The sequence below is a fragment of the Leucobacter massiliensis genome (assembly GCF_002982315.1).
Taxonomy (GTDB): Bacteria; Actinomycetota; Actinomycetes; order Actinomycetales; family Microbacteriaceae; genus Leucobacter; species Leucobacter massiliensis.
In genome coordinates, this window is sequence record NZ_MWZD01000014.1 from 214306 (window position 1) to 234026 (window position 19721).

At 72.1% G+C, this 19721-nt stretch carries 16 protein-coding genes and 1 tRNA gene; 2 read left to right on the top strand and 15 right to left on the bottom strand.

Annotated features, from left to right (window positions below; translation table 11 throughout):
* Window positions 1-84: 84 nt before the first annotated feature.
* Complete coding sequence (locus tag B4915_RS05195) at window positions 85-1158, top strand: aminotransferase class V-fold PLP-dependent enzyme (protein ID WP_105804825.1); 1074 nt, start codon at window positions 85-87, stop codon at window positions 1156-1158.
* Window positions 1159-1208: 50 nt separating this feature from the next.
* On the opposite strand, the gene rlmN is transcribed toward B4915_RS05195, so the two are convergent.
* From rlmN to guaB1, 13 genes are all read right to left on the bottom strand, one after another.
* The gene (rlmN, locus tag B4915_RS05200) at window positions 1209-2513 is read right to left on the bottom strand and encodes a dual-specificity RNA methyltransferase RlmN (protein ID WP_105804826.1); all 1305 of its coding nucleotides are present in this window, start codon (window positions 2511-2513) and stop codon (window positions 1209-1211) included.
* Between the two features lie 95 nt (window positions 2514-2608).
* A complete protein-coding gene (locus tag B4915_RS05205) occupies window positions 2609-3043 on the bottom strand; it encodes a DUF779 domain-containing protein (protein ID WP_105804766.1) in 435 nt (144 codons plus the stop codon).
* Window positions 3044-3064: 21 nt separating this feature from the next.
* On the bottom strand, window positions 3065-4084 hold the full coding sequence (gene adhP / locus B4915_RS05210; protein WP_105804827.1) for an alcohol dehydrogenase AdhP: 1020 nt from the start codon (window positions 4082-4084) through the stop codon (window positions 3065-3067).
* Between the two features lie 88 nt (window positions 4085-4172).
* On the bottom strand, window positions 4173-5696 hold the full coding sequence (gene exaC, locus B4915_RS05215) for an acetaldehyde dehydrogenase ExaC (RefSeq protein WP_105804767.1): 1524 nt from the start codon (window positions 5694-5696) through the stop codon (window positions 4173-4175).
* A 127-nt stretch (window positions 5697-5823) separates the two neighbouring features.
* Window positions 5824-7176 (bottom strand): sigma-54-dependent transcriptional regulator family protein, encoded by a 1353-nt coding sequence (locus B4915_RS05220; RefSeq protein WP_105804768.1) that lies wholly within the window; start codon window positions 7174-7176, stop codon window positions 5824-5826.
* A gap of 79 nt (window positions 7177-7255) precedes the next feature.
* Window positions 7256-8347: a carboxylate-amine ligase gene (locus tag B4915_RS05225; RefSeq protein WP_105804769.1), complete on the bottom strand. Its 1092-nt coding sequence runs from the start codon at window positions 8345-8347 to the stop codon at window positions 7256-7258.
* Between the two features lie 110 nt (window positions 8348-8457).
* Window positions 8458-9246 carry a fumarylacetoacetate hydrolase family protein gene (locus B4915_RS05230; RefSeq protein WP_105804770.1) on the bottom strand — a complete coding sequence of 263 codons (789 nt, stop codon included), beginning with the start codon at window positions 9244-9246 and terminating at the stop codon, window positions 8458-8460.
* Complete coding sequence (locus tag B4915_RS05235; RefSeq protein ID WP_105804771.1) at window positions 9243-10352, bottom strand: branched-chain amino acid aminotransferase; 1110 nt, start codon at window positions 10350-10352, stop codon at window positions 9243-9245. Before B4915_RS05235 ends, B4915_RS05230 begins: the two co-directional genes overlap by 4 nt.
* 60 nt (window positions 10353-10412) lie before the next feature.
* Window positions 10413-11477: a 3-isopropylmalate dehydrogenase gene (locus B4915_RS05240; RefSeq protein ID WP_105804772.1), complete on the bottom strand. Its 1065-nt coding sequence runs from the start codon at window positions 11475-11477 to the stop codon at window positions 10413-10415.
* 301 nt (window positions 11478-11778) lie between these two features.
* A tRNA-Glu gene (locus tag B4915_RS05245) sits at window positions 11779-11851 on the bottom strand.
* A gap of 171 nt (window positions 11852-12022) precedes the next feature.
* Complete coding sequence (locus tag B4915_RS05250) at window positions 12023-13243, bottom strand: AI-2E family transporter (RefSeq protein WP_105804773.1); 1221 nt, start codon at window positions 13241-13243, stop codon at window positions 12023-12025.
* Between the two features lie 133 nt (window positions 13244-13376).
* Window positions 13377-14807, bottom strand: coding sequence for a threonine synthase (thrC, locus tag B4915_RS05255; protein ID WP_105804774.1), 1431 nt, complete (start codon window positions 14805-14807; stop codon window positions 13377-13379).
* Between the two features lie 191 nt (window positions 14808-14998).
* A complete protein-coding gene (guaB1, locus tag B4915_RS05260) occupies window positions 14999-16510 on the bottom strand; it encodes a GMP reductase (RefSeq protein WP_105804775.1) in 1512 nt (503 codons plus the stop codon).
* Between the two features lie 105 nt (window positions 16511-16615).
* Between guaB1 and mscL the strand changes: the two genes are divergently transcribed.
* A complete protein-coding gene (gene mscL, locus B4915_RS05265) occupies window positions 16616-17104 on the top strand; it encodes a large-conductance mechanosensitive channel protein MscL (RefSeq protein ID WP_105804776.1) in 489 nt (162 codons plus the stop codon).
* A gap of 57 nt (window positions 17105-17161) precedes the next feature.
* On the opposite strand, the gene B4915_RS05270 is transcribed toward mscL, so the two are convergent.
* Complete coding sequence (locus B4915_RS05270; protein ID WP_105804777.1) at window positions 17162-18601, bottom strand: dipeptidase; 1440 nt, start codon at window positions 18599-18601, stop codon at window positions 17162-17164.
* 95 nt (window positions 18602-18696) lie between these two features.
* The gene (locus B4915_RS05275; protein WP_245907346.1) at window positions 18697-19713 is read right to left on the bottom strand and encodes a YihY/virulence factor BrkB family protein; all 1017 of its coding nucleotides are present in this window, start codon (window positions 19711-19713) and stop codon (window positions 18697-18699) included.
* Window positions 19714-19721 lie beyond the last annotated feature (8 nt).

Genomic DNA, 19721 nt, shown 5'->3' on the forward strand with positions numbered 1-19721 from the left:
TCTACGCCCCTCATAACCAGAAGTGAAATAAATCATAAAAATGATTCCCTTACATTATGGATTGGCGTGTCCTACGCTGGCCAGATGCATACCACCGCCCACGCCACCCCAGCCGCAGAAAGCCCCTTCGCCCACCTCTGCTTCGCCGCCGGTCCGGGCTACCTCTCCGCCTGCACCGGAGGCCTGCCGACGGCAGCGACCGCGGCGGCCATGCGCAGCTACCTCGACGACTGGGCGGCCGGCCGCGCCGACGCCCGCGCCCTGGGAGAACAGGCGGAGCGCTGCCGCGCGCTCTACGCCCGGATCGCCGGGGTACCCGCCGAGCGGGTCGCCCTCGGCTCGCAGGTCTCCCAGCTCGTCTCCGTGGTCGCGAGCTCGGTCCCCGACGGCTCCGAAGTGCTTTGCGCAGCCGGCGACTTCGCCTCGCTCGCGCACCCGCTCGAACAGCTCGCGCACCGCGGCGTGAGCGTGCGCTACGCGCCCGTCGCGCGACTCGCCGAGGAGGTGCGGCCCGGCACCGCGCTCGTCGCCTTCTCGCTCGTGCAGTCCGCGAGCGGCGAGGTGGCCGACGCCGCGGCGATCGCGGACGCCGCAGCGCGGGCGGGAGCCCGCACCCTCGTCGACCTGACCCAGTCGCTCGGCTGGCTGCCCCTCGGCGCGGCGCCCTTCGACTTCACCGTCTGCCACGCCTACAAGTGGCTGTGCGCCCCGCGCGGCACCGCCTTCCTCACGGTGCGCGAGGGCCTCGACGACGAGCTGCGACCCCTTGCCGCGGGCTGGTGCTCCGCCGACGACATCTGGTCCTCGTGCTACGCGGGGAACATGCCGCTCGCGGCCGGCGCGGGGCGCTTCGACGTCTCCCCCGCCTGGCCCGTGATCGGCGGCACCGAGGCCGCGCTCCGCGACATCGCGTCCCTCGACATCGACGCCGTCCACGCGCACGACCTCGCCCTCGCCAATGCCGCCCGCACAGCCCTCGGCCTCCCCGCGGGAGGCTCGGCCATCGTCACCTGGTCCGACCCCGCGGGCGACGACCTCGCGGCGCTCACCGCGGCCGGGATCGTTGCGTCCGGCCGCGCAGGCAACGCGCGGATCAGCTTCCACCTCTGGAACACCGAGGCGGACGTCGCCCGGCTCGCCCGGGCGCTCGGCCGCTGAAGCAGAAGGGGGCGCGTGGATCCCGGAAGACGAGGGGCGACCCGCGACCCTCAGCGGGCAGCCGCGAAGGCCTCCGCCTCCGCGCGATCCTGCTCCGTCGCGACCAGCTGCCCGCAGGCGCCGTCGATCTCCTTGCCTCGCGTGTCGCGCAGCGTCGTCGGGATGCCCGCGGCGTTCAGCCGGTCGACGAACTCACGCGTCACCTCGCGCGTCGAGGACGTCCAGATCGAGCCGGGCGTCGGGTTCAGCGGGATCGGATTGACGTGCACCCAGCCCCGGCCGCGGGCGTTGAGTTTCTCCGCGAGCAGATCCGCACGCCAAGCGTGATCGTTCATGTCCTTGATGAGCGCGTATTCGATGGACACGCGCCGGCCCGTCCGCTCGTAGTAGTGGTAGGCGGCGTCGAGCACCTCCTCGACCTTCCAGCGGCTGTTCACCGGGATCAGGTCGTCGCGCAGCTGATCGTCGGGCGCGTGCAGCGAGAGCGCGAAGGTGATCGGGATGTTCTCGTCCGCGAGCTTGCGGATCGCGGGCGCCAGGCCCACGGTCGACACGGTGATGCCGCGGGCCGACATGCCCAGCCCCTCCGGAGCAGGCGCGATCATGCGGTGCACCGCGTTCATCACGCGCTTGTAGTTGGCGAGCGGCTCCCCCATGCCCATGAACACGATGTTGTTCACGCGTTCCGGCTCCGCGCCGTTGCCGCTCGCGCGCACGCGGCCGAGGCCGCCCTCGGCGATCACGCGGTTGGCCTGCACGATCTGGTCGAGGATCTCAGCGGTCGACATATTGCGCGTGAGACCCGCCTGGCCGGTCGCGCAGAAGGGGCAGTTCATACCGCAGCCGCACTGGCTCGACACGCACAGGGTGATACGGCCCGGGTAGCGCATGAGCACCGACTCGACGAGGGCGCCGTCGAAGAGCCGCCACAGGAACTTCACCGTCGCGCCGTCGTCGGTGACGAGCCGCTTCACCTCGGTGAGCAACGGCGGGAAGAACGCCTCCGCCAGCCGCTCCCGGTGCTCCTTCGGCAGATCGGTCATCTGCTCGGGATCGGTGGTCCGGTGCTCGAAGTAGTGCTTCGAGAGCTGCCGCGCACGGAACTTCGGCAGCCCCATCTCGGCCACCTTCGCCTCGCGCTCGGCGAGGCTGAGGTCGGCGAGGTGGGTGGCGGGCTGCTGCACGCGCGGCGAGGCGAACTGCAGCGTGGGCCGCCCGTCGGGGGTGGTGAGCTGCTTCCAGCCCTCCGCCTTCGGGCGCACCTGCGGGCGCGCGGACCCCTCGCTGCGGGGGCGGGTGCGGATCAGCCGGCCCTCGGCCGGCTGCGCATCGTGAGTGAGCTTGTTGGGATCCATCGCCCCCATTGTCTCATCCGCCGGCGCCGGCAGGCTGAGCGGTGCGGGCCGGCGTTCCCGCGGTCGCGGCCGTGACCGCGGGAACCGCCGCCCGCTCAGAGCATCCGGGAGCGGATCAGGAAGCGCAGCCCCTCCGGCGCCTCGAGCGAGAATCCCGAACCCCGGCCCGGGACCGCGTCAACCGTGAGATGCGTGTGCGCCCACAGCCCGAACTGCTCGCGCGACATCCAGAAGCCGATCTCGCGCGGCGATCCGGCCCCGGACCCCGAGCCGCCCGGGAGCGGCGACAGCTCGAGGGTGCCGAGCAGCACGTCCTGCCCGCCCACCTTGAACTCCCCCGCCTGATAGCACATGGGCGAGCTGCCGTCGCAGCAGCCGCCCGACTGGTGGAACATCAGGGGGCCGTGCATCTCCCACAGCCGGTCGACCAGCTCCAGCGCCGCGGGGGTGAAGGCGAGACGGCTCGCCTCCTCCCCCGGCACCTCGGGCCGCGCCTCGACGGCCGCGCCACCGTCACTCGCATCGGACACGATCCGCTCCTCACCGCGAGGTCACGCCGCGGCGAGCCGCAGCACCACCCGGCCGTCGATCTTGCCGGCGCGCATCTCGTCCAGCACCTCGTTCACATCGTCCAGCGGCCGCTCGGCGACCGTCGGCTGGATGAGGCCGCGCGCGTAGAAGTCGAGCGCCTCGACCATGTCCTGCCGCGTGCCGACGATCGAGCCGCGGATCGTGAGGCCCTTGAGCACGATGTCGAAGATCGGCGCGGGGAAGTCCCCCGGCGGGAGCCCGTTGAAGACGATCGTGCCGCCGCGGCGCGTCATGCCGATCGCCTGCCCGAAAGCGGAGGGGTGGACGGCGGTGACGAGCACGCCGTGGGCACCGCCCGTCTCCCGCTGGATCGCCTCGACGGGGTCGGTGTCCCTCGCGTTGACGACCACCTCGGCGCCGTGGCGCTTCGCGAGCGCCAGCTTGTCGTCGGCGATGTCGACCGCCGCCACGCGCATGCCCATCGCAACCGCGTACTGCACGGCGATGTGCCCGAGGCCGCCGATGCCCGAGATGACGACCCACTGGCCGGGACGCACCTCCGTCACCTTGAGCCCCTTGTAGACCGTGACCCCGGCGCACAGCACCGGCGCCACCTCGACCGGGTCGGCGCCCTCGGGGATCCGCGCCGCGAAGTCGGCGTCGACCAGCATGTACTCCGCGAAGGACCCGTCCACGGAGTAGCCGCCGTTCTGCTGCCGCTCGCACAGCGTCTCCCAGCCGGTCCGGCAGTGCTCGCAGTGGCCGCAGGCCGACCACAGCCACGCGTTGCCGACGAGGTCGCCCACGGCGAGGTCGGTGACGCCCTCGCCGAGCGCCTCCACGACGCCCACCCCCTCGTGACCCGGGATGAACGGCGGGCTCGGCTTCACCGGCCAGTCGCCCTCGACGGCGTGCAGATCGGTGTGGCAGACGCCGCTGGTGAGCACCCGCACGAGGGCCTGGCCCGGGCCGGGGACGGGACGATCCTGCTCGGCGACGTCGAGCCGGGCGCCGAAGGACGGGACGGAGGCTGCGCGCATGGTCTGCGTGGTCATGGTGATGCTTCCTTTCATCGGTGATGGGTGGCGATGCGGGACCGGCTCGGGCGCCGGCCCCGCGGAGCACGGCTCAGAAGAAGCCCAGTTCGGTCTCGCCGTAGCTGACGAGCAGGTTCTTGGTCTGCTGGTAGTGATCGAGCATCATCAGGTGGTTCTCCCGGCCGATGCCGCTCGACTTGTAGCCGCCGAAGGCCGCGTGCGCCGGGTAGGCGTGGTAGTTGTTCACCCACACGCGCCCCGCCTCGATGGCTCGGCCAGCACGGTAGGCGGTGTTGCCGTTGCGGCTCCACACGCCGGCGCCGAGGCCGTAGAGCGTGTCGTTCGCGATCCGGATCGCGTCGTCGAAATCGGTGAAGGTCGTCGCCGACACGACCGGGCCGAAGATCTCCTCCTGGAAGATGCGCATCGAGTTGTCGCCGCGGAAGATCGTCGGCTGGATGTAGAAACCCTCCGAGAACTCGCCGCCGAGATCCTCGACCTCGCCGCCGATGAGCACCTGCGCGCCCTCCTGCTTGCCGATGTCGAGATACGACTTGATCTTCTCGAACTGGTCGTTGGAGGCCTGCGCGCCCACCATCGTGTCCGTGTCGAGCGGGTTGCCGCGCGTGATCCGGCGCGTGCGCTCCACCACGGCGTCGAGGAAATCACCGGCGATCGACTCCTGGATCAGCGCCCGAGAGGGGCAGGTGCAGACCTCGCCCTGGTTGAGGGCGAACATCGTGAAGCCCTCCTGCGCCTTGCTCCAGTAGGCGTCGTCCTTCGCCATGACGTCGTCGAAGAAGATGTTGGGGCTCTTGCCGCCGAGCTCCAGCGTCACCGGGATGATGTTCTCCGAGGCGTACTGCATGATGAGCCGGCCCGTCGTCGTCTCACCCGTGAAGGCGACCTTGCGGATGCGCTTGTTCGTGGCGAGCGGCTTGCCCGCCTCGGCGCCGAAGCCGTTGACGATGTTCACGACCCCCGGGGGCAGCAGATCGCCGATGAGCTCGAAGAGGAACAGGATCGACACCGGGGTCTGCTCGGCCGGCTTCAGCACGACGGCGTTGCCTGCCGCGAGCGCGGGCGCGAGCTTCCAGGTCGCCATGAGGATCGGGAAGTTCCAGGGGATGATCTGCCCCACCACGCCGAGCGGCTCGTGGAAGTGGTAGGCGACGAGATCCTCGTCGATCTGGGAGATCCCGCCCTCCTGGGCGCGGATCGCTCCCGCGAAGTAGCGGAAGTGATCGACGGCGAGCGGGATGTCGGCGTTGAGCGTCTCGCGCACCGCCTTGCCGTTCTCCCAGGTCTCCGCGACCGCGATCGCCTCGAGGTTCTGCTCGATGCGATCGGCGATGCGGTTCAGGATCACGGCGCGCTCGGCCGGGCTGGTGCGCCCCCAGGCTGGCGCGGCGGCGTGCGCCGCATCGAGCGCGGCCTCGATGTCCTCCGCCGTGCCGCGCGCCACCTCGCAGAAGGCCTTGCCCGTCACCGGGGTCACGTTCTCGAAGTACTGCCCCTTCACGGGCGGCACCCACTCGCCGCCGATGTAGTGCTCGTAGCGGCTCTTGAACTGCACCAGCGAATCCGGCTGCCCCGGGGCTGCGTAAACGGCCATGTCGGCCCTCCTTTGACGTCGTTGTCGGCGCCGGGCCGGCCTGTGCGACCCGGTTGCCGCAGACGCTACGCGGCGCATCGTTGCAGCAACGTTGCACGCAGGAGTCGCCGAGGTTTCCTCGGCTGCCTCAGAGCTCGGCGAGCTGTTCGAGGCGCGCCACCACCCGCGCCCGCTTCGGGGAGAGCGGCGGGAGCACCTGCAGCAGCGTCTCCCACACCTGGGCGTCGTCGGCCGCCCAGCTCTGCGCGTACTCGAACAGCGGATCGGCCGCGGCGGACTGCAGCATCGACTCGCGCAGCGTCGCGTCGACCTCGGAGCGCAGGCGCTCCGCCGAGGGCGCGGCCGAGCCGGGCAGCACCGGGCCCTCATAGGCGGCGAGGGCGAGCCGGTGGGCACCGCGCCCCAGGGCCTCCAGCGCCTCGAGTGCGTCGACGCGCAGCGGGCCGCTCAGCCGGTAGGGGCGGGAGAGCAATTCGAGTCCGGTGCCGTGCCGCTCGAGCCAGCGGCGCAAGCGCACCAGCTCGGGGCGCAGCGTCTGCTCCGAGCCGCCGTCGCCGTACACCTGCTCGGCGAGCGCCGTGGCACTCAGCCCCTGCGGGTGCGCCGCGAGCGCGAGCAGCACCTCGGCGTGCCGGCCGGAGACGGGCACCGGCGCCCCGCCGTGTTCGAGCAGTGCGGGATCGCGGCCCAGCACCACGAGGCGGGGCGGCTGCCGGCGCTCCGGCACGGCCCGCCGCGGCGGGGCTGAGGCGCCCGGCCGCTCAGACTCGATGAGCGCACGCAGCGACTCGAGCTTCAGCTCCGCCTCGACGGCGGCGAGCGTCGCCTCGACGAGCGGCAGGAGGTGCGGCGAGGCGGCGGCGTCTCCCCCGGTGACGTCGATGACGCCGATGATCGAACCGCTCGACGGATCGTGCACGGGGGCCGCCGTGCAGCTCCACTGGTGCACGGCACGGTTGTAGTGCTCGGCTCCGAGCACCTGGATCGCGTGGTCGAGGGCGAGCGCACTGCCCGGTGCGCTCGTGCCGACCGCGGCCTCCGACCAGTCCATCCCCGCACGGAACCCCATCTCCTCCGCCCGGGACCGCAGCCTCGCGTCCCCGTCGAGCCAGAGCAGGCGGCCCGCCGCATCGCCGACGGCGACGATCAGGCCCGAGTCGCCGGCCTCCTCGAAGAGCAGGCGCTGCACCACCGGCAGCACGCGCGCGATGGGGTGGATGCGGCGCAGCTCGGCGAGCTCCTCGTCGCTCAGCGCCGGCCGCTCCGGGGTGAGCGACGGGTCGAGGGTGCGCTGCAGCGAGCGGGCCCACGACTCCACCACGACCGGCCGCAGGCCGGCGCGGCTCGCGAAGCGGCGCAGGGAGTCCGGATCGTCGTGCGCCACTTCACCCGCGACGAAGGCCTCGTGCGCGGCTGCGAGGCGCGCGCGACGCTCGCGTGCCGACTCGCCGCTGCGCAGCGCCCGCCACTCGCTCGACATCCCGGCTCCTTCCCCGCAGCCCCTGCCCCCGAGGGTAACCGAGAAAGCTCCCGGCGGCGTCGACGGCGTGCGCCTCAGCTCACTCCTGACCGCGATACAGCGCGAGCAGCGGAGCGATCCCGCCCGAATCCCAGGCCGCGAGCTGACGGTGCGCCGGCCCGCGGTCCGCCCGCCTGCGCGCCACGAAGTCGGCGACGAGCTCCGCGTCGCCCGCGACGGCGAGCTCATGGGCCGCGTGCTCGAGCAGCTGATCCACCACCTCGAACGCCGGCCGGGGCCGCGCGTCGAAGGGGTCGTAGAGCTCGCCGCCGAGCCCGTTGCGCGCGGCCAGCCAGTGCGCGCCACGCAGCAGGTCCGGCTGCGGCTGCGGCTGCCGGACGCCGAGCTCGTGCTCGCGGAGCGCACGCGCCGTCAGTGCACGGAACAGGACGGCGAGCGCCACCGCGTCCTCCGCACGCAGCTGCGCGTCGGCCGTACGCAGCTCGATGGTCGGAAAGTGCTCGGAGAGCCGGATCGACCAGTTCACGAGCGCCGCATCGACCAGCGCGCCCGCACCCACCAAGCCGCCGACGATGCGCTCGTACTCGGCTGCGTCGGCGAAGGGCGGCGGATAGCCCGAGGTGGGCCACTGCTGCGTCATCAGATAGCGCCAGCTCGCGTAGCCGGTGCGCTCCCCGAGGTACAGCGGTGAGTTCGCCGCCAGCGCTGAGAGGGTCGGCGACCAGTGGGCGAAGCTCGCAATGGCCGCCACCCCGGCATCCCGGGAGGGCACCTCGACGTGCACGTGCGCGCCGGTCGAGTAGTAGCGGGCCACCGAGCCGCGCACGGCGTCCGCGATCTGCAGGTAGCGCGGCTTCTCCACCACCCGGCCCGGGAGCTCGCCGCCGAGCGGCGGCAAGCCGGTGCCCGCCAGCACGATCCCGAGCCCCGCCGCCGCGCTACCCGCTGCCGTGCGGAAGCCGCCGAGGGATTCGATCGCCTCCCCGGCGGTCTCGCACACGGGCGTGGCGGTCTCGATCTGGCTGGAGAAGAACTCGTGCTCGGCTCGCTGCGCGGGCAGGGCCGCGATCAGCTCGTCCGCGGCGTCGCTCGGCAGGCCGGTCTCCGCGTCGAGCAGCAGGAACTCCTCCTCGACGCCGAACCTCGGCGCGCGGGCACCCTCAGCGATCATGCACACACCTGCCCTTCTCGCGGGTTTCCAGTGTGGCACAGCCCGTCCGGGGCGGCGCGCCTGTTACCGCGCGCCGCGCTCGCCGTCCGAGCCGGCGTTCCGCGCGCCGCTCAGCGCACGGGGTTGCTCAGCTTGCCGATGCCCTCGATCTCCACCTCGACCGTGTCGCCCGCAACGAGCGGCCCCACGCCGGCGGGCGTGCCGGTGAGGATCACATCGCCCGGCAGCAGCGTGAAGGCCTGCGAGGCGTACGAGACGATCCGGGCGAGCGAGTGGATGAGCTGGGAGGTGCGCCCCTCCTGGCGGAGCTCGCCGTTCACCCGGGTCACGATGCGGGCGTCGGCGAGATCCGGATCCGTCTCGATCACCGGGCCCAGCGGGCAGAAGGTGTCGAAGCCCTTGCCCCGCGTCCACTGGCCGTCCTTGAGCTGCAGATCGCGCGCGGTGACGTCGTTCGCGCAGGTGAAGCCGAAGACGCGCTTCAGCGCTTCCTCCTCCGGGACGTCCTTCGTGACCGCGCCGATCACCATCGCCAGCTCACCCTCGTGCTCCACCCGCTCCGAGATCGCGGGCAGGATGATCGGCTCGCCCGGGCCGATCACGGCGGTGTTCGGCTTCAGGAACAGCAGCGGCTCCTCGGGGACGCCGCCGCCGGTCACGCCCTGCATCTCCTCGACGTGATCGGCGTAGTTCTTGCCCACGCATACCACCTTCGAGCGCGGGATCACGGGCGCGAGCAGACGCGCCTGCTCCAGCGGAATGCGCCGCCCCGTCGTGTCGAAGCCCGCGATCATCGGGTCGCCGCTCAGCTCGACGAGCTCGACGCCCTCACCGTCGTCGGCGCGGTCGAGGATCCCGAAGGAGATCTCTCCCTCGAACTGGAACCGTGCGAGCTTCACGCGGCGGCCTCCGCTCCGGCGGGCACGAGCACCGTCAGCCAGCCGTGCCGGTCCTCACGCGCGCCGCTCTGGATACCGGTGAGCTCCTCGCGCAGCGTGAGGGTCAGCTCACCGGGCGCGCGGTCGCCGAAGTCGATGTCGAGCCCCTCGCCCTTCAGCCGGCCGATGGGCGTGATCACGGCGGCCGTGCCGCAGGCGAAGGCCTCCACGATGCTGCCGTCGGCGACGCCCTCGCGCCACTCGGTGACGGTGATGTCGCGCTCCTCGACGGCGTGGCCGCGGTCCTTCGCGAGCTGGATCAGGCTGCGGCGGGTCACCCCGTCGAGGATGTTGCCGTTGAGCTGCGGGGTGAGCAGCGTGCCGTCGCGCCGCACCAGGAAGAGGTTCATGCCGCCGAGCTCGTCGATGGTGTCCTCGGTCGCGGCGTCCGTGAAGAGCACCTGCTGGCAGCCGTTCTCGGCCGCGACGCGCTGCGGCAGCAGCGAGGCGGCGTAGTTGCCGCCGCACTTCGCCGCACCCGTGCCGCCCCGGCCCGCACGGGCCAGATCCTGGGACAGCCAGATCGACACCGGCTTCACGCCCCCGCTGAAGTAGGGGCCTGCGGGGCTCGCGATGACGAGGAAACGCGCCCGCTCGGCGGCGCGCACGCCGAGGAAACTCTCGTCGGCGATCATGAAGGGACGCAGGTAGAGGCTCTGATCCTGCCCGCCGGGTACCCAGTCGGCGTCTGCGCTGACGAGCTCGCGCACGGCCTGCACGAACAGCTCCTCCGGCAGTTCCGGCAGCGCGAGGCGGCGGGCCGACTCGTTCAGGCGGCGTGCGTTCGCCTCGGGGCGGAAGGTGACGACCGAGCCGTCCGGCCGGCGATACGCCTTCAGCCCCTCGAAGATCTCCTGACCGTAGTGCAGCACCGAGGACGCGGGATCCATCGGGATCGGGCCGTAGGGGACGAGCTCCGCGTCATGCCAGCCCGCGTCCCTCGTCCACACGATCGAGACCATGTGATCGGTGAAGTGGTTGCCGAAGCCCGGATCGGCGAGGATCGCCTCGCGCTCGGCGGCGGGCAGGCGATCGGCTTCGGTGCGGGTGAAGGCGAGGTCAGTCATGGTGTGCTCTCTTGCGTCGGGGTCTGTGCGGGTCGCGCCGTCGCGCGCCGGCTCTTCGGTTCAGGCGCTGCGCGGCGGCAGCTGGGCGATCACGGCGTCGCCGATCGCGGCCGTCGCGCACTGCGCGGCGCCTCGGGCGGCGAGGTCGGCGCGGACGGCGGCGCGCACGCGGTCGCCCTCGGCGGTGAGGCCGAGGTGGTCGAGCATGATGGCCGCGGAGAGGATCGCCGCGGTCGGGTCCGCCTGCTGCTTCCCTGCGATGTCGGGAGCAGAGCCGTGGACGGGCTCGAACATGCTCGGGAAGGAGCCGTCGGGATTGATGTTGCCGCTGGCTGCGAGCCCGATGCCGCCGCCGATGGCGCCGGCCAGGTCCGTGAGGATGTCTCCGAACAGGTTATCAGTGACGATGACGTCGAAGCGCGCGGGATCCTGCACCATGAAGATCGTCGCCGCGTCGACGTGCATGTAGTCGACCGCGATCTCGGGATACTCGGCGGCGACGGCCTGCACGGTGCGCTGCCAGGTGGCGCCCGCGTGCACGAGGACGTTGGTCTTGTGCACCCAGGTGAGCTTCTTGCGGGGCCGCTTGCTCGCCGTCTCGAAGGCGTAGCGCACCACGCGCTCGACGCCGTATGCGGTGTTCACGGAGACCTCGGTGGCGACCTCGTGCGGGGTTCCCGCCCGCAGCCGGCCGCCGTTGCCCGCGTAGGGGCCCTCGGTGCCCTCGCGGACCACCACGAAGTCGACCTCGCCGGGCTCGGCGAGCGTCGAGGCGACCCCCGGGAACAGCGTGCAGGGGCGCACGTTCGCGTAGTGGTCGAAGTCGAAGCGGAGCTTCAGCAGCAGGCCGCGCTCGATGTTCGCGTCCTTGAGGCGCGGGTCGCCGGGCACGCCGCCCACCGCGCCGAAGAGGATCGCGTCGTGCTCCGCGATGGCGGCCTGCTCCGCCTCGGGCAGCGTCTCCCCCGTCGCGAGGAAGCGCTCCGCACCCAGCCGGAACTCCGTGCGCTCCAGGACCGCGTCGCCGCCGTCGAGCACCGCGTCGAGCACGCGATTGGCCTGCTCGATCACCTCGGGTCCGATGCCGTCGCCCGGGATGACGGCGAGCTTGATGGTGCGGGTCACTGAACGCTCCTCTTCGTGCTGGGACACAACAGCACCAGCTTACTCCGGGCGCTCCGCGCGGGCCGTGCCTGCGCGGACGGCGCTTCACCTCGGCCGTGTACCTTTCTCACGAGCGTGTACCTCAATCACCGGGATCACGGTACACACTCGCGGGAAAGGTACACGCTCACAGGGAAACGCGCAGCGTTTCCGTGCGGCGACCGGCGGGCCCACCGGCCCGCAAGCCGCGAAGCGGGTTCGAAGCCCGCACGCCCCCCACCAACGACGAAAGCCCCGCCCGAAGGCGAGGCTTTCGATCCGGTGACCCCAGCGGGATTCGAACCCGCGTTACCGCCGTGAGAGGGCGGCGTACTAGGCCGCTATACGATGGGGCCGGACGCTTCCAGGCCTCGGGATTCCCACCCCGCTGCCGTGGCAACTCATCTATAGTGGCACAAGCTCCGGCTCACGGCAAATCGGGCCGTGCAGCCCGGGTGTGTCCCGTCGCGGCGCCGAGCTGACTTCCCGGCAGGCTGCCGAATGAGCGGGCCGCCGCGTTGCGCCTGTCACCGCTCGTCCGCGAGTTCCTCGGGGCTGGGGCGGAAGGCGCGGGCCGGGAGCTCGGGCCCGTCCCACACCTTGATGATGCCCCAGGCGACGGCGGCGAGCGGCACGGCGAGCACGGCGCCCAGGATCCCGCTCAGCACGGTGCCGATGGTCAGTGCGAGCAGGATCACCAGCGGGTGCAGCTTGAGCGCGCGGCCCATGAGCACCGGTTGCAGCAGATTGCCCTCCAGCTGGTTGACGAGGATGACGACGCCGACCACGAGCACCGCGCTGAGCGGTCCGTTCGCGACGAGCGCGACGAGCGCCGCGAGCGTGCCGGCGAGCGTCGCGCCGACGAGCGGAATGAAGGAGAGCACGAACACGAGCACCGCGAGCGGCAGCGCGAGCGGCACCTGCAGGATGAGGAGGCCGATCCCGATCCCGAGCGCGTCGACGGCCGCCACCGCGGCCGTGCCGCGGACATAGGAGCCGAGCGTCTGCACGGTCTTCGCACCGGCCCGCTCGGCCCGGGCCCGGCTGCGGCCCTCGAAGGGACGCAGCAGGAAGCGCCAGATCCGCGGCCCGTCCTTCAGGAAGAAGAAGAGCACGACGACCATCAGCACGAGCCCGGTGACGAAACTGGTGATGGCGCCGACCCCGGCGAGCGCGCCCGAGCCGAACTGGGAGCTCGTGACGAAGCCGGTGACGAAGTCGATGACCTTGTCGCGCCACTCGTCGAGCTGCTGCTGGTCGGGCGCGAAGGGCAGGGTGTTGATCCACCGGAGCACCTCGGTGAAGCCGTCCTGCGCCTGATCCTGCAGTTCGGACCACTGGTCGCGCACGGCCCACACGATCAGCCAGCCGACGCCGGTGAGCAGCAGCAGGATCGCGAGGAGCACGAGCACCGTCGCGAGCGCGGACGGCACGCGGTGCCGTCGCAGCCAGTCCATCACCGGGAAGAAGGTGCTCGCGAAGATCAGCGCGAGGAGGATCGGGATCACGACCGTGCTCAGCTGCCGCATGCCGATGATGACGCCGGCCGCGAGGACGACCACGATGATGATCTGCAGGGAGCGGGTGGCGAGGAGGCCGAAGCCGTCACCCCAGGCTCGGCGGGCGCGAACCGTCGCACCGAGACCACCGCTGGCCGCGGCGTCCTCCCCCGGGCGGGCGACGCCCGCGTGGTCTTCGAGGCGCGCCAGGCGATCCTCGACTTCGCGTCTCCCCCACCAGCCGAACATGTCGCCCTCCGTTCGCGTTTCGTCCAGCATATGGGCTCGGCCCCCGCAGCTTCCAGGGGGCTCTGCGCCCGGAACCCCGGGTCTCTGCTCCCGGTGCCCGGTGCCCGCAGGGGTCGCTGCTCCGTCTGCTGGACTAGCGCCGGACGGCGCGCTCCGCGATGAAGGCGCGCAGCTCGGCCTCGTCGTCGCGCATCTCGGTGACCCGCTGCGGCAGCTCGAGCAGACCCGAGAGCCGCTCGGGGATCCCGATCCGCTCGCCCGTCGCCTCCAGCACGATCTCCGGGAACTTGGCGGGCTTCGCGGTCTCGAGCACCAGCATCGGCGTGCCGGGCTCGACGTGCTCGCGCGCCACCTTCACGCCGTCGGCGGTGTGCGGATCGATGAGCACCCCGTCGCTCTCGAACACGGAGCGGATCGTCGCGACCCGGTCGGCGTGCGTGCTGCTGCCGCTCTGCACGCCGAACTCCTGCTCGAAGCGCGGCTGCTCGGCGGAGAGGTCGATCCGGCCCGTCCCGTCGAGCTCGCGCCACGCCGCAGAGAGCCGCTCGGGATCCCGGCCCAGCAGCTCGAAGACGAAGCGCTCCAGGTTCGAGGCCTTCGAAATGTCCATCGAGGGGCTGGAGGTGGCGAAGGTGTCGGCGGCGCCGCGGGGCGTGTAGACGCCGGTGCGGAAGAACTCGTCGAGGACGTTGTTCTCGTTCGCGGCGAGCACGAGCCGCCTGACGGGCAGGCCCATCGACTTCGCGAGGAAGCCGGAGAAGATGTTGCCGAAGTTGCCCGAGGGCACCGTGAAGGAGACCTCGAAGCGCTCGCGTGCGGCCGCGTCGAGCCCGTCGCTCGCGCGCAGCCACGCCCAGAAGTAGTACACGCACTGCGCCGTGACACGGCCGAGGTTCACGGAGTTCACGGCGCCGAGATCGTGCGCGCGCTTGAAGTCGAGGTCCGCGAACAGCGCCTTCATGAGGTTCTGGCAGTCGTCGAAGACGCCCTCGACGGCGATGTTGTGGATGTTGTCGTCCATCAGGGAGTACATCTGCGCGCGCTGGAAGTCGCTCATCCGCCCCTGCGGCGAGAGCATGAACACCGCGATGCCGTCCTTGCCGCGCAGCGCGTACTCTGCGGCCGAACCGGTGTCGCCGGAGGTCGCGCCGACGATGTTCAGCGCGCGGTCGTTCCGCGCCAGCACGTATTCGAGCGCCTGCCCCAGGAACTGCATCGCCATGTCCTTGAAGGCGAGCGTCGGCCCCTCCGACAGGCCGACGAGCGTCAGGCCGCCGCCGAGGGGCGTGAGCGGCACGACCGCCTCGGAGGCGAAGTTCTCGGCGCTGTAGGCGGCGCGGCACATGGCGGCGAGGTCATCCCGGGGGATGTCCGTCGCGAACAGGCCCAGGATCTCGGTCGCGAGCTCGGGGTAGCTGAGCGGGCGCCACGCCTCCAGCTGTTCGCGGGTGACCCGGGGAACGGACTCGGGGATGACGAGGCCGCCGTCCGTCGCGAGCCCCTCCAGCAGGATCGCGCTGAACGAGGCCGGCTCCATGCCGCCGCGGGTCGAGATGTACTTCACCGATGCTCCTTGTTCGAGGCCAACCCGTCCAGTCTATTGGCCCTGTCCACCGGCCTCCGAGCCCCCGAGTTCCCTCTCCCCGCGTGTTGCCCGCCATCGAGAGGGGAGAAACGCAGGCCCGACGGGGGTTGCGGCCTGCGTTTTCCCCCTCTCGGCGGAGTGGGCGGGGGGGGAGAAGGGAAGGGAAGGAGTTACCAGGAGACGGGGAGGGCTTTTCCCTCCTCGTAGCCGGCGGCCGACTGCAGGCCGACACGGGCGCGGGTGTGGAAGTCGCGCAGGGTCGCCGCGCCGGCGTAGGTGAAGGAGGATCGCACCCCCGAGGTGATCATGTCGAGGAGGTCCTCCACCCCGGGCCGCTGGGGGTCGAGGTAGATCTTGGAGGAGGAGATGCCCTCGGCGAACAGCTCCTTGCGCGCACGCTCGTAGGGGTCCAGCCCGCCGAAGCGGCCATGCACGGCCTTCGTGGAGGCCATGCCCCACGACTCCTTGTACTGCCGCCCCTCCTCGTCGCTGCGGAGCTCGCCGGGCGACTCGGCGGTGCCGGCGAACCAGGATCCGATCATCACCGAGGCGGCACCGGCCGCGAGCGCGAGCGCGACGTCGCGCGGGTAGCGCACGCCGCCGTCCGCCCAGACGTGCGCGCCCAGTTCGCGTGCCGCCTGCGCGGTCTCGAGCACGGCGGAGAACTGGGGGCGCCCCACCGCGGTCATCATGCGGGTGGTGCACATGGCGCCCGGCCCCACCCCCACCTTCAGGATGCCGGCGCCGGCAGACACGAGATCGTCGACGCCGTCGGCCGTGACGATGTTGCCGGCGACGATCGGCAGGCCGAGCCGCAGCCCGCTCACGGCGCGCAGCGCCCGCAGCATGCCCTCCTGGTGGCCGTGGGCGGTGTCGAGCACGAGCACATCGGCGCCGGCGGCGGCGAGGGCGCGCGCCTTGCCCGTCACGTCGCCGTTGATGCCGACCGCGGCGGCGACCGTGAGGCGCCCGTCCGCGTCGAGCGCGGGACGGTACAGGGTGCGGCGCAGGGCCGAGCGCTGGGTGAGCACGCCCACGAGCTCGCCCCGCGAGACGACGCACACCGCCTCGGGCGACGACCCGGCCGCGTGGCGCTCCGCGGGCTCCCCCACCGCGAGCGCCTCGGTGACGAGGTCGAAGGCGCGGCGGGGCTCGTCGAGTTCTCCGGCGTCGAGGACCGGGGTGTCGCCGCGGACGAGGCTCCCGAGCCGGGCGTCGGCGGGCACGGTGGCGAGGCGTTCCGCGGAGAGGATCCCGCGGACCAGTCGCTGGGCGATCCGCGCTCCGAACTCCGGAGCATCCCCCTCGGCGACGACCACGGTCTGGCCTGGCGCGCGCGGGATCAGCCGCAGCGCGTCCGCCGCGGTGGCGTCCGCGGCGAGGACGAGGGGCGTGTCGAAGGGGACGGGCTGATCCTTCACCCAGTGGATCGCGCGATCCATGGCGGCCGGGTCGAGGTCCTGCGGGAGCACGGCGAGGCCGCCGCGGCGGGCGAGCACGGCGGCGAGGCGGGGCCCGGTCACGGAGTTCATGTTGGCAGCGACGAGCGGGAGGGTGGCCGCCGTGCCGTCCTCGGGCGCCAGATCGACGCTGAGCCGGCTGCCGACATCGGAGTGCCGGGGCACGAGGAACACGTCCGAGTAGGTGAGATCGACCGCGGGAAGGGCACCGATGAATTCCATGTCTCCCACGCTAGCGCGGGCGGTGCGGCGCGTGATACCCGCCGGGCGCTCGTCCGAACTACGCTTGAGGTCGTCAACCGCAGGGAGAACGGGAAAGGGTTACGCATGTTCAAGGGTTTCAAGGAGTTCCTGCTCCGGGGCAACGTCGTCGATCTGGCGGTCGCGGTGGTGATCGGCGCCGCCTTCAACGCGGTGGTGCAGCAGGTCGTCGACTCGCTCATCAACCCGATCATCGGCATGGTGTTCAAAGCCGACTCCCTCGACGGGGCGCTGCTGATCGGCCTGCCCGGGGGCGGGGCGATCGCGCTGGGCGCCGTGATCGGCGCCGTCATCAACTTCGTGATCGTCGCGGCGGTGGTCTACTTCGTGTTCGTCATGCCGATGAACCGGCTGCGTCGCCCGGCGCCGGAGAAGAACGAGCCGGCGGTCCCCACTGAGCAGGAGCTGCTGACCGAGATCCGGGATCTGCTGCGCGCGCAGGGCGGGGCGGTCGCACAGGGCGGGGCGGCGGCGCCCGGCGCTGCCGGGGCGCAGCCCGTCACCGCCGCCGGCACCGCTCCCGCGGAGGGCGAGGTCCCGCCGCACAAGCACTAGTCCCGCTTCCCCCACTCGGGCAACAGGGAGCGGCGGAGGCTCGGGCGAAGCAGCCGGTCAGCGGGTGCGGCGGTCGAGCCGGTCGAGGAAGAGCGCCTCGGTGAGCACCGACTTCTCGAAGGACGCGAGGTGCAGCGACTCGTTGGGGCTGTGGGCGCGGCCGTCGGGGTCCTCGACGCCCGTGACGAGGATCTGCGCAGCCGGGAACTCCTCGACCAGCTCGGCGATGAACGGGATGGATCCGCCCACCCCCATGTCGACCGGCTCGCGGCCCCAGGCGTCCGCCATCGCGCGGCGCGCCTCGCCGACCGCCCATCCCTCCGTGTCCACGAGGAAGGCCTGGCCGAGGCTCTCGTCCTCGAAGCTCAGCCGCGCTCCGAAGGGCGCGTGGGCGAGCAGATGCTCCCGGAGCGCCGTGAAGGCCTCCTCGGGCTGCTGTCCGGGCGCGATCCGCGCGCTGATCCGCACCCGCACCGCGGGGATGAGCGTGTTCGAGGCGTTCGCGACGTCGGGGGCGTCGATCCCCGTGACCGAGATGGCGGGCTGCGCCCAGATGCGCGACAGGATCTCGCCGCGGCCGATGGGGCTCACCCCGTCCAGCAGCCCGGCCTCGGCGCGCAGTCGCTGCTCGTCGTAGGGCGGCGAACTCAGCTCGGCGGAGCGCAGGCCCTCGACGGCCACGGCGCCGTCGGCATCCCACAGCGTGTCGAGCAGGCGCACGGCGGCGAGCATGGCGTCGGGGACGGCGCCCCCGAACATGCCCGAGTGCGAGGCGTGGGCGAGGGTCTCGACGCGGAGGTTGAAGGCAACGGCCCCCCGCAGGGCGACGGTGAGGCCGGGAGTGTGCTCGTCCCAGTTGCTGGAGTCGGCGACGATGATGGCGTCGGCGGCGAGCAGATCCCGGTTCTCGCGCAGGAAGTTCCCGAAGGACTGCGAGGCCCACTCCTCCTCGCCCTCGATGAACAGGGCGATGCCGAGCTCTAGTTCGCGCCCCTCGGCTGCGGCGCTCTCGGCGAGCGCTCGGATCGCGGCGATGTGCGCCATCACGCCCGCCTTGTCGTCGGCGGCGCCTCGCCCGTAGAGGCGGCCGTCCCGGTGGCTCGGCTCGAAGGGCGGGGTGTCCCAGTCCTCGTCCCTGCCGGGAGGCTGCACGTCGTGGTGCGCGTAGAGGAGCACGGTGGGGCGGTCGCCCCTCGGCTCGCGACGGGCGACGACGGCGGGCTGGCCGAGCTCGGGGTCCGCCTCGTGCTCGGCCCCCGCGACCGGCGCGCGGCGGATGTCGACCACGTCGAACACGCCGGTCTCGCGCAGGAGCTCCGCGATCTCCTCGGCGCTGGCCACGAGGTGCGCGGGGTCGAAGGCGGGCCACGACACGGACGGGATCCGCACCAGGCGTTCCAGATCCGCGAGCGTGCGCGAGAACTGCTCCGCGACCCGTCCGCGCAGCTCCGCCTCCCGCGCCGCGTCCCGTTCCTGCTGCTCCGACGTTCCGGCCATGCCCGTGCCCTCCTGCGATCCGTGTTCCCTGTTCAGCGGTCCCCACCACCCTACTCGCGGTGCCGAGGACTCCCGGCGGCACGGTGCGGTTCGGCTCAGCCGTCTTCGCGTTCGGCGGCTTCCGCCGCCTCTGCGGCACGCAGCTCCTCGGTCGCGGCGCGCAGCACCTCCTGCGCGCGTCGCCGCCGATGCTGCGCCATGGTCTGCGCCCCGAAGCGCTCCCCCACCCGGTCCTTCGCCTCAGCCGTCGCCGTGATGATGTGGCTGCTGGCGAGCAGGATCACCTGGGCGGAGAGGTTGAACCAGATCAGCAGGGCGATGAGTGCCGCGAAGGAGGCGAGCAGCGGGTTCGAGGTCGCCCCGCGGACGAACAGTCCCGAGAGCAGCTGCAGGACCGCGAGCCCCGCGCCGCCGAGCAGCGCGCCGCCCCAGAGCGCGCGGGCGGGCGCCGCCACCCCCGAGAGGAGACGGAAGACGAGCACGACCGCGAGGGTGTCGATGATGAGCACCACGAGCGCCCCGAAGCCGCGGGTGAGAGCATCCGCAACCGCTCCCCCGGCGTCGAGGCCCAGCCAGCCGCCCACGGTCGAGACCCCCACGGAGCCGACCATGCTGAGCACGGCGGCGAGCACGAGCAGGCCGCCGAAGGCGAGGCCGACGAGCAGGTTCCGCAGCAGCACCCACAGGAAGAAGCCGTCGTCGTGCAGCTCGTCGGCGAGCACCCGCAGCGCCGTCCGCAGGCTCGCGATGGCGCTGATCGCCGCGCCGACGAGGCCGAGGAGCGAGAGCACCCCCGCGACGGTGAACCCCGCGGGGGCGTCGATCGCGCCCGGGTCGATCAGGCCGCCGATCCCCGGCACCGCCGTGTCGAGAGCGCCGAGGAGCGCCGACATGGCGTCGGGGTTGTCGCCCAGCCACAGCGCCGCGACCGAGAAGAACAGCAGCACCGACGCGAAGACGCTGAACAGCGCGCGGTAGGTGATGCTGTCCGCGAGGCCGGGCCCGCGGTGGTCGGCGTAGCGCAGGTAGGCGCGCACGAGCCGCCGCTGCAGTGCCCACGCGGTGAGCCTGCGCAGCAGCGCCTTCGGTCCCGTGTCCTTCTCCGCTGCCACGAATCAGC

Excerpts from the sequence above, each read along its gene's own strand:
- exaC (WP_105804767.1), bottom strand. The coding sequence starts at position 5,696 with ATGGCCGTTTACGCAGCCCCGGGGCAGCCGGATTCGCTGGTGCAGTTC.
- adhP (WP_105804827.1), bottom strand. The coding sequence starts at position 4,084 with ATGCGCGCAGCCTCCGTCCCGTCCTTCGGCGCCCGGCTCGACGTCGCC.
- B4915_RS05270 (WP_105804777.1), bottom strand. The coding sequence starts at position 18,601 with ATGGCCGGAACGTCGGAGCAGCAGGAACGGGACGCGGCGCGGGAGGCG.
- B4915_RS05250 (WP_105804773.1), bottom strand. The coding sequence starts at position 13,243 with ATGTTCGGCTGGTGGGGGAGACGCGAAGTCGAGGATCGCCTGGCGCGC.
- rlmN (WP_105804826.1), bottom strand. The coding sequence starts at position 2,513 with ATGGATCCCAACAAGCTCACTCACGATGCGCAGCCGGCCGAGGGCCGG.
- B4915_RS05195 (WP_105804825.1), top strand. The coding sequence starts at position 85 with ATGCATACCACCGCCCACGCCACCCCAGCCGCAGAAAGCCCCTTCGCC.
- guaB1 (WP_105804775.1), bottom strand. The coding sequence starts at position 16,510 with ATGGAATTCATCGGTGCCCTTCCCGCGGTCGATCTCACCTACTCGGAC.
- B4915_RS05235 (WP_105804771.1), bottom strand. The coding sequence starts at position 10,352 with ATGACTGACCTCGCCTTCACCCGCACCGAAGCCGATCGCCTGCCCGCC.
- mscL (WP_105804776.1), top strand. The coding sequence starts at position 16,616 with ATGTTCAAGGGTTTCAAGGAGTTCCTGCTCCGGGGCAACGTCGTCGAT.
- B4915_RS05220 (WP_105804768.1), bottom strand. The coding sequence starts at position 7,176 with ATGTCGAGCGAGTGGCGGGCGCTGCGCAGCGGCGAGTCGGCACGCGAG.
- B4915_RS05225 (WP_105804769.1), bottom strand. The coding sequence starts at position 8,347 with ATGATCGCTGAGGGTGCCCGCGCGCCGAGGTTCGGCGTCGAGGAGGAG.